The following is a 6,195-nucleotide window of genomic DNA, read 5'->3' on the forward strand; positions in this document are numbered from 1 at the left end:
AGGCCCGCCAGCCGTCGTGGGCCCAGGTAGGAGTCGACGCCGCACACCAGGCAGCGCTCGACGCCCGCGCCCAGGTGGGCGGCGGCGCGCTCGAGGGCGGCCGGGCCCGCGCTCTCGTCCCCGAGCACCCGCTCGAGGGCTCCGATGGCCACGCCGCTGCGCTGGACGAGCTGGGCGAGGAGTTCGGCCTCGCCCGCGCAGGGCCCAGGCGCGTCGCTGGGCCAGGCGATCACCAGGCGCTCGAGCCGTTCGACCTGCCAGCGCCGCGCGCTCTCTTCGACCACGGCCGCGAGCAGGGCGAGCAGGCGCTCGCTCACCGGCGCCTCGTCGAGCCCGGTCACCGCAGCACCGATGATGGGCAGGCCGTCGTCGTCGTGCCAGGGGAGCTCGTCGAGGCGGTCGAGGCCGCCGCGGATCGCCGCGCAGTTGGCCTCGATGCCAAAGCCGACGGGCGTGACCAGGCCCGCGCCCGCGAGGTAGAGCCCCGCGCTCACGAGCCCCCTCCGCGGCGGCGGGCCTTGGCCCAGCGCACGTACTCGGCCAGCGAGCGAAAGTAGGGCTTCCCGCGCTTGCGCGGCAGGCCGTCGGGGCCGAACTCCTCGCCGAGCTCGATGCCACGCAGCGCGGTCAGCTTGGGCCCCGGATCGACGCGGGCGCGCCAGCACAGGCTCACGCGTCGCTCGTCGGGCTCGATGACCACGGTGTCGAGGGTGAGCGCGCGGGCGTCCACGCGATCGCGGAAGCGAAAGCGCGCCGGGGGCGGAGGCGGGGGGACGCGAAAGCGCAGCATGCCCGTGGGGTCCAGGTTGACGCAGGCGATCTCGGTGCCGGAGGCGAGGGCGGGGAAGCGCTGGTCCTCGGGCGCCATCTGAAAGTGCAGGGGGTCGAAGTCGAGGGGCAGGAAGGGGAAGCGATCGGCCTTCCACGCCGCGTCGTAGGTGCCCGCGTGGCCCAGGCGCGGCTGCCAGCCCCGGGCGATGGGCCCCAAGCTGGCCGGCCGGACCCGCGCGCCCCAGCGCGTGACCGGCTCGTCGATGTACTCCTGCGTGGGCGCGGGCTCCCCCACGACGGCCAGGTCCGAGCGGCCGCGGGCGAGCCCCCGACCCACGGGGTTGCGCCACTCGCAGTGGCCCTCGGCGGATCCACCGTAGGCGCCCTCCCAGCGCAGGGGCGCGCGCACGAAGGGCTGGGCGGCCGAGGGCACGACGCCCGCGAGCCCCGGCGTCCACACCCGCGGCCCGTGCACGCGCAGGATCTTGCGCTGGCCGCCCACGACCAGGGCGACCTCGCAGGCCTGGAGCGCCCGGCCGCCCGGCGCGTGGGCGTGGCCGATCACGACCACGTCGGTCTGGAGCTTGAAGGGCGCGAAGTCGTTCTCGAGCCGAAGGCTCGACGCGGCCGGCTCGCCCCAGTACTCGTCGGCGTAGGTGAACACCTCCGCGGGGTCCTCGATCGACTCTTGGCGCAGCTCCCCGTCCTCGCCCACGCGGTAGCGGCCCTTGACCACGAGCACGCACCACAGCCGGCCGTCGAGATCGGTCCAGGTCGTCGCTTCGGCCCCGTGGCCGAGGGTGTTCTGGGTGACGTGCAAGGGCGGGCGCTCGTATATGTGCAGAGCTCGAGTGTGGCTGCGAACTATCCGAATTGAAGTACGTTCATTTCGTGAGCATCAATTCAGTTTGATCGTACCGCCGCGGATGCGGTGGGCGCCGGTCGCCTGGCTGGTGATCTGGCGGCCCTTGATGGTCACGCGCCCGTCCGCGGTCATGGTGATGCTGGCGCTCCCGCAGCGCAGGCTCAGCTCGCGCTTGGCCAATAGTTGCACGTGGTGACCGTCGAGCTCGAGCTCGACGGGGGCGGGGCAGTCTCGCGCCGAGGCCTGCGCGTGCGCCCAAGGATCACGGGATCGTCCACCTGACCCCCGATGAAGCCCAAAATCACGGTCTCTCCGAGGTCGGCCTCGCTGAGCTCGATCACCGACTCGGCGGCCAGCACCCGGGTGTCTCCGGGCACGCGCACCTGGGCCTGGCCGTCGACGAGGGCGACCACCGTCGCGCGGACGGGGTGGCTGGGATCCAAAAGGGCACGCGATGCTTGGGTCTCGAAGGGCATGGGCGGCGACTCGCGGGGATGGAGTTCTATACCCGATCTTCTCCAGCTTGGCCCGGCTTGGCTCGCCGTGCTACCGCGTGCATTCGATTGGCCGCACCCCCACCCGGGTGTCGGGTGTCGGGTGCGACCGAGCGCCAGCTGGAGCGGCGGGCAAAAGCGGCTATCCTGGGGATTCGCCATGCCAGCGCTGCCGCCCGTCGAATACCTGGTCAGCTTCGTCGACGGCCCCGGCGCCGAGTGGCAGCTGCTGCGCTTCGTGTGCGACGAGGAGATCGACGGCGGCTGCCGGATCATGGTCGAGCTCGCGATCGTGGACTTCGACGAGGACCTCGACGGCCTGCTCGGCGCGACCCTCAACCTCGAGGCGTGGCGGGGCGAGGTCGAGGCGCACTTTTTTGGCGTGGTGCACCACGTCGAGCTCCTCGGCCACGCCGAGCACCGCTGCATCTTGCTCGTCCACGCGATGTCGGCCTTCGAGCTGTGCGAGCAGCGGGTCCACTCGCGCATCTTCCAGGAAAAGAGCGTCGTCGACATCGTGCAGGAGGTCCTCGACGAGGCCCTGGGCGAGTACGGGCGCAGCGTCGAGCTGGGCGCGCTGAGCCGGGGCCAGAGCCCGCGGGAGTACTGCGTGCAGTACCTCGAGAGCGACTTCGACTTTGTCCGTCGCCTGCTCGAGGAGGAGGGCATCAGCTACTACTTCGCCCACGATCCGGGCGCCGGGCACGAGGTCATGACCTTGTGCGACGCCAACGACCAGTACCCGGCGGCGGCCAACATCGACGGCAGCGACGAGTTCCCGCTCATCGAGCGCGCGCCGGATCTGGTCACCCTCGAGAGCGTGCAGAGCCTCGAGTGGAGCCAGCGGCTGACGCGGACCGCCTCGCTGCGCCAGGACTTCGACTGGCTCAGCCCGGGAGCGGTGCTCAGCTCCACAGCTGGCGAGGCCGACGCCCGCGGCCGGACCCGCCGGGCCTTCGTGCACGGGCTGCGCCGCTACCACGCCGACGACCTCGGCGAGCGCGCCCAGGACCGGGTCGAGGCCGGGGCCATGGACTCGAGCACGGCCTTCGTGGTCAGCAACGCCCTGGCCCTGCGCCCGGGCATGCGCTTTCGCTCCGACGCCCACGCCGACGACGGCTGCCCCGGCGAGTACATCATCCGCAGCCTGCACCACGAGGGCGGCGGCGACATCCAGGGCGGGCTGGGCGAGGACGAGCAGGTCCGCTACGCTAACGAGCTGCGCTGCCTCGACGCCGAGCTGCCCCTGCGCCCGCCCGTGCGCACGCCCAAGCCGCGCATCCACGGCGCGCAGACGGCCACGGTCGTCGGCGGCGGGGAGATCCACACCGACGCCCACGGGCGCATCCAGGTCCAGTTCCACTGGGAGGAGGGCGCGGGCTTTGCCGAGGGCGCCTCGTGCTGGGTCCGCTGCGCGCAGAGCTGGGCGGGCCCGAGCTGGGGGGCGCAGTTCATCCCGCGCGTGGGCATGGAGGTCGTCGTCGACTTCCTCGACGGCAACCCCGACCGGCCCCTGGTCGTCGGCTGCGTCTACAACGGCGAGCACGCCCCGCCCTTCGAGCTCCCGGGCAACTCCACCCAGAGCGGCTGGCGGACCAACTCCTCGCCCGGCGGCGGGGGCAGCAACGAGCTGCGCTTCGAGGACGCCGCGGGCATCGAGCAGATCTACATCCACGGCCAAAAGGACTGGCTCGTCGAGATCGAGAACGACACGGCCCGGCACACCGGCAACGACGAGCTGCACACCGTCGGCCACGACTACGACAAGCGCGTCGACAACAACCAAAGCGAGACCGTCGCCGTCGACAAGTCGATCTCGGTGGGCTCGAACCACACCGAGACCATCGGCGCGACCATGAGCCTCACGGTCGGCACCAGCCAGACCGTGACGATCGGGACCACCCAGACCATCTCCGTGGGCACCGCCCTGACCGAGACGGTGGGCGCGACGGCGACCCAGCTCGTCGCCGCCGCCAAGACGACCACCGTGGGCGGCGCCTTCACCATCGCCGTGGGCGCGGCCATGAGCACGGCCGTGGGCGCGGCCTCGACCGAGGTCGTCGCCGGGGCGAAGTCCGTGGCCGTCGGGGCGACCAGCGACCACACCGTGGCCGGCAGCTACAGCCTGGGCGCCTCGACCATCAGCCACAGCGCCAAGACCAGCCTCCAGCTCAGCGCGGGCACGGAGCTCATGGGCAAGGGCGAGAAGAAGGTCGCGTTCACCTCGGACGGCCCGATCGAGAGCAAGGCCAAGACCAAGTACACCGTCGACGCGGGCGACGAGTTCACGATCACCTGCGGCTCGTCCAGCCTGACGATGAAGAAGAACGGGACCATCGAGATCAAGGGCAAGACGATCACGATCAACGGGTCGAGCAAGCTGAACCTCAAGGGCGGCAAGATCCATGAGAACTGAGAGTTTGTGAACTTTTCCTCTCGGTGTGGGATCACAAGCACCGAGAGGGAAGTCCATGCCGAAGTCGCGCCGAGAGAAGCCCCGCCTGCGAGAAGCCGAACGCCACCAGCTCGAGTTTCGCTCCTACAACCTCGACTCGCTGTTGGCTGATGACCATCGAGCCCGACTGCTATGGGCAGCGGTCGGGCAGCTCGACCTCTCGAGCTTCTACGACGCGATCGAAGCCCGAGGAGCGCAGCCAGGACGACCCGCCACGGATCCCAAGGTGTTGCTGACCCTGTGGCTGTACGCGATCTCGGAGGGCATTGGGAGTGCTCGTCACCTCGCGCGGCTGTGCGAGCGCGACAACGTCTATCGATGGATCTGTGGCGGCTTGAGCATGAACCATCACACGCTGGCGGAGTTTCGGACGGGGCACGGAGACAAGCTCGACGAGCTGATGACCCAGCTGCTGGCGACGCTGATGCACCAGGGCCTGGTGACGCTGAGGCAGGTCTCCCAAGACGGCGTCCGTGTACGAGCGAGCGCAGGAGCAGGCTCGTTTCGACGCCGGGCGACCCTCAACAAGTGCCTGAAGGAGGCGAAGGCTCGAGTGCGAGAGCTGAGCCGGCAGCTCGAGAGTGACCCCGGGGCCGAGAACAAGCGGGAGCAGGCCGCAAAAGAGCGAGCAGCGCGGGAGCGACAAGAGCGTTTGACGCGGGCGCTCGCAGAGCTCGACGAGCTGGAGAAGCAAGACAAGGCCAAGGAGCCCAAGAAGAAGAGCACGAGGTCGAAGAAGCAGACCACGAAGACGAACGAGAAAAAGAAGGCAAAGAAGAAGGAGCGTCGGGTGAGTACGACGGACCCAGAGGCTCGGGTGATGAAGATGGGAGACGGAGGGTGGCGGCCGTCCTTCAACCTTCAGTTTGCGCAAGACACCAAGGAGAATTTCATCGTGGGTGTGGGCGTGACGAACGTCGGGAGTGACAAGAGCCAGATGCTTCCGATGTGCGCGCAGGTGCTCGCGCGTACGGGAGTGCGCCCTCGGGAGTGGCTGGTCGACGGAGGCTTCGTGAAGCTCGCAGCCATCCACGAGATGGAGGCCAAAGGGACGCGAGTCTATGCGCCGGTGCCCAAGCCGCGAGACGAGGAGGACGACCCCTACGCCCGCAAGCCCAAGGACACGGATGAGACGTGGCGGTGGCGAAGGCGGATGAAGACCGAGTCGGCCAAGAGGAAGTACCGGCAGCGAGGGGCACACGCGGAGCTGGTCAACGCGGACCTTCGAGCATGGCGCGGGCTGCAGCAGCTACCGGTCCGAGGGGAGTCGAAGGTGAGGACGGTGGGGCTGTGGATGGCGCTGACCTACAACCTGCTGAAGTGGACGAAGCTGGTGCCGATGCCGGCATGAGCGGCGGGCGCTGAGCTGCCTCCCGGGCCTCCGCCGGAGCAGCTGAGCTGCCTCCCGGGCCTCCGCCGGAGCAGCTGAGCAGCCTCCCGGGCCTCCGCCGGAGCAGCTGCCGATGCTTGGGCAGGAGTATCGGCGGTCAAGGGAGAGGTCCAAGCCGTGCGTCACTCGCGTCGGCCCGAGTCCGTGCACGACTTCGGGGAAAGACTTACAGCCTCTGAGTCGTGGACGTGGGGCAGGGAGGGCGTGGCGTCTCCACGAC

6 protein-coding genes are annotated in these 6,195 nt (G+C 69.8%); 2 read left to right on the forward strand and 4 right to left on the reverse strand.

Annotated features, from left to right (window positions below; translation table 11 throughout):
* The 4 genes from PPSIR1_RS41020 to PPSIR1_RS49880 form a co-directional block, all read right to left on the reverse strand.
* A partial coding sequence (locus PPSIR1_RS41020) for a hypothetical protein (RefSeq protein ID WP_006977246.1) occupies positions 1–494 on the reverse strand: 494 nt, incomplete at its 3' end.
* Positions 491–1,591, reverse strand: coding sequence for a DUF2169 family type VI secretion system accessory protein (locus PPSIR1_RS41025; protein ID WP_006977247.1), 1,101 nt, complete (start codon positions 1,589–1,591; stop codon positions 491–493). The genes PPSIR1_RS41020 and PPSIR1_RS41025, both read right to left, overlap by 4 nt.
* 78 nt (positions 1,592–1,669) lie before the next feature.
* Complete coding sequence (locus PPSIR1_RS48980; protein WP_157596528.1) at positions 1,670–1,825, reverse strand: hypothetical protein; 156 nt, start codon at positions 1,823–1,825, stop codon at positions 1,670–1,672.
* Positions 1,798–2,079 carry a DUF6484 domain-containing protein gene (locus PPSIR1_RS49880; RefSeq protein WP_006977249.1) on the reverse strand — a complete coding sequence of 94 codons (282 nt, stop codon included), beginning with the start codon at positions 2,077–2,079 and terminating at the stop codon, positions 1,798–1,800. Before PPSIR1_RS49880 ends, PPSIR1_RS48980 begins: the two co-directional genes overlap by 28 nt.
* 211 nt (positions 2,080–2,290) lie before the next feature.
* Here PPSIR1_RS49880 and PPSIR1_RS41035 point away from each other — a divergent pair, with 211 nt between their 5' ends.
* Complete coding sequence (locus PPSIR1_RS41035; RefSeq protein ID WP_006977250.1) at positions 2,291–4,546, forward strand: type VI secretion system Vgr family protein; 2,256 nt, start codon at positions 2,291–2,293, stop codon at positions 4,544–4,546.
* A 55-nt stretch (positions 4,547–4,601) separates the two neighbouring features.
* A complete protein-coding gene (locus PPSIR1_RS41040; protein WP_006975987.1) occupies positions 4,602–5,936 on the forward strand; it encodes an IS1182-like element ISPlpa2 family transposase in 1,335 nt (444 codons plus the stop codon).
* Positions 5,937–6,195: the final 259 nt, after the last annotated feature.

This window comes from Plesiocystis pacifica SIR-1, from assembly GCF_000170895.1.
Taxonomy (GTDB): domain Bacteria; phylum Myxococcota_A; class Polyangia; order Nannocystales; family Nannocystaceae; genus Plesiocystis; species Plesiocystis pacifica.

Excerpts from the sequence above, each read along its gene's own strand:
- PPSIR1_RS41035 (WP_006977250.1), top strand. The coding sequence starts at position 2,291 with ATGCCAGCGCTGCCGCCCGTCGAATACCTGGTCAGCTTCGTCGACGGC.
- PPSIR1_RS41040 (WP_006975987.1), top strand. The coding sequence starts at position 4,602 with ATGCCGAAGTCGCGCCGAGAGAAGCCCCGCCTGCGAGAAGCCGAACGC.